This is a genomic window from Streptomyces aureus (assembly GCF_001418135.1).
Taxonomy (GTDB): Bacteria; Actinomycetota; Actinomycetes; order Streptomycetales; family Streptomycetaceae; genus Streptomyces; species Streptomyces aureus_A.
Genome location: NZ_LIPQ01000684.1, coordinates 1 through 2260, shown reverse-complemented (window position 1 = coordinate 2260; position 2260 = coordinate 1). Strand labels below are relative to the sequence as shown.

Sequence of the window (2260 nt, the reverse complement as noted above, 5' to 3'; positions counted from 1 at the left end):
GTCGAGGACGCCCTCCGCACCCACGACACCACCCTCATCACCGCCGCCGTCGGCCCCTACGCCGCCGCCCACCTCACCCCCCACGCCTGGCGGCACGCCCTCCTCAAATGTCTCTTCACCGACGTCCCCGTCACCGCCGTCGCCGGACTCGCCGAGCGCGCCGCCGGTGACGGCGAACTCGCCCGGATGCTCGTCGACCACGCCGCCGAACGCACCGCCGCCGGCCGCGACATCCCCGGCGGTCTGACCCGCGTCCTCGCCCTCACCGCCCCCACCGAGGAGTCCTGATGCGCATCTTCGACCCCCACATCCACATGACCTCGCGCACCACGGACGACTACCGGGCGATGTACGACGCCGGTGTCCGCGCCCTCGTCGAACCGTCCTTCTGGCTCGGCCAGCCGCGCACCTCGCCCGCCTCCTTCCTCGACTACTTCGACTCCCTCCTCGGCTGGGAGCCGTTCCGTGCGGCCCAGCACGGCATCGCCCACCACTGCGCCCTCGCCCTCAACCCGAAGGAGGCCAACGACCCCCGCTGCGTCCCCGTCCTCGACGACCTGCCCCGGTATCTCGCGAAGGACGGTGTGGTCGCCGTCGGCGAGATCGGCTACGACTCCCTGACACCCGCCGAGGACACCGCGCTCGCCGCCCAGCTCCAGCTCGCCGCCGACCACGGCCTGCCGGCGCTCGTCCACACCCCGCACCGCGACAAGCTCACCGGCCTGCGCCGCACCGTCGACGTCGTGCGCGAGTCCGCGCTCGCCCCGGACCGCGTCCTCCTCGACCACCTCAACGAGACGACCGTCAAGGAGGCCGCCGACAGCGGCGCCTGGCTCGGCTTCTCCGTCTATCCCGACACCAAGATGGACGAGGACCGGACGGTCGCGATCCTCAAGGAGTACGGCACCGGCCGCGTCCTGGTGAACTCGGCCGCCGACTGGGGCCGCAGCGACCCCCTCAAGACCCGCGCCGTCGCCCGGGCGATGCTCGGCGCCGGCTTCACGGACGACGACGTCGACCAGGTCCTCTGGCGCAACCCCGTCGCCTTCTACGGGCTCAGCGGACGTCTTCACCTCGACCTCCCCACCCCGCCGGACCTGCACGAGGGCAACTCCGTGCTCCGTGGCGGGGAATGAGGAACCCCCATGCGCTTCCGGCACCCCGACGGCTCCACCGTCCACCTCGCCTACTGCACCAACGTGCACCCGGCCGAGAGCCTCGACGGCGTCCTCGCCCAGCTCCGCGACCACTGTGAGCCGGTCCGCCGACGCCTCGGCCGTGACCGGCTCGGCGTCGGCCTCTGGCTCGCCCGGGACGCCGCCCGCTCCCTGATCACCGACCCGGCCTCGCTTCGCGCCCTGCGCGCGGAACTCGACCGCCGCGGCCTCGAAGTGGTCACCCTGAACGGCTTCCCGTATGAGGGGTTCGGCGCCGACGAGGTCAAGTACCGCGTCTACCAGCCCGACTGGACCCACCCCGATCGTCTCGCCCACACCACCGATCTCGCCCGGCTCCTCGCTGCGCTGCTCCCCGAGGACGTCACCGAAGGCTCCATCTCCACTCTGCCCCTCGCCTGGCGCACCCCTTTCGGCGCCGAGGCCGCCGCCACCGCCCACGGCGCCCTGACGACGCTCGCCGGACGGCTCGACGCGCTGGAGGAACTCACCGGGCGGAGCATCCGGATCGGGCTCGAACCGGAGCCCGGCTGCATCGTCGAGACCGTCGCCGACGCCGTCGCCGCGCTCACCACCGCACCGAATCCGAGCCATGCACCGAATCCGAGCCCCGCACCGAATCCGAGCCCCGCGCCGCACCCGAGCTCCGCACCGCGCGGGAGCTCCGCGCCGCACCCGAGCTCCGCACCGCGCGGGAGCTCCGCGCCGCACCCGAGCCCCGCGCTGAGCGCCGCACCCTCCCCCCGCATCGGCGTCTGCCTCGACACCTGTCATCTTGCGACCTCCTTCGAGGACCCGCGCACCGCCCTGGACGCGCTCGCCGCCGCCGGCATCCCCGTGCCCAAGGCACAGCTCTCGGCCGCGCTCCACGCGGAGCATCCGCACCTCCCCGAGGTCAGGGCGGCGCTCGCCGCGTTCGCCGAGCCCCGCTTCCTCCACCAGACCCGCACCAGGACCGCCGCCGGACTCCGAGGCACCGACGACCTGCCCGAGGCGCTCGCCACCCCGGACGACCACGCCGCGACCGCCCACGGTCTCCCCGACGCGTCCCCCTGGCGCGCCCACTTCCACGTCCCCCTGCACGC

Annotated in this window: 3 protein-coding genes; all 3 read left to right on the top strand. The window is 73.8% G+C overall.

Annotated elements, in window-relative coordinates; translation table 11 throughout:
* Nucleotides 1-288, top strand: a 288-nt coding sequence (locus AOK00_RS36110) for an EboA domain-containing protein (protein WP_173861743.1), incomplete at its 5' end; no start/stop codon positions are given.
* Nucleotides 288-1136, top strand: coding sequence for a TatD family hydrolase (locus AOK00_RS36105; protein ID WP_055604316.1), 849 nt, complete (start codon nt 288-290; stop codon nt 1134-1136). The genes AOK00_RS36110 and AOK00_RS36105, both read left to right, overlap by 1 nt.
* 9 nt (nt 1137-1145) lie before the next feature.
* A partial coding sequence (gene eboE / locus AOK00_RS41070; RefSeq protein ID WP_055604315.1) for a metabolite traffic protein EboE occupies nt 1146-2260 on the top strand: 1115 nt, incomplete at its 3' end.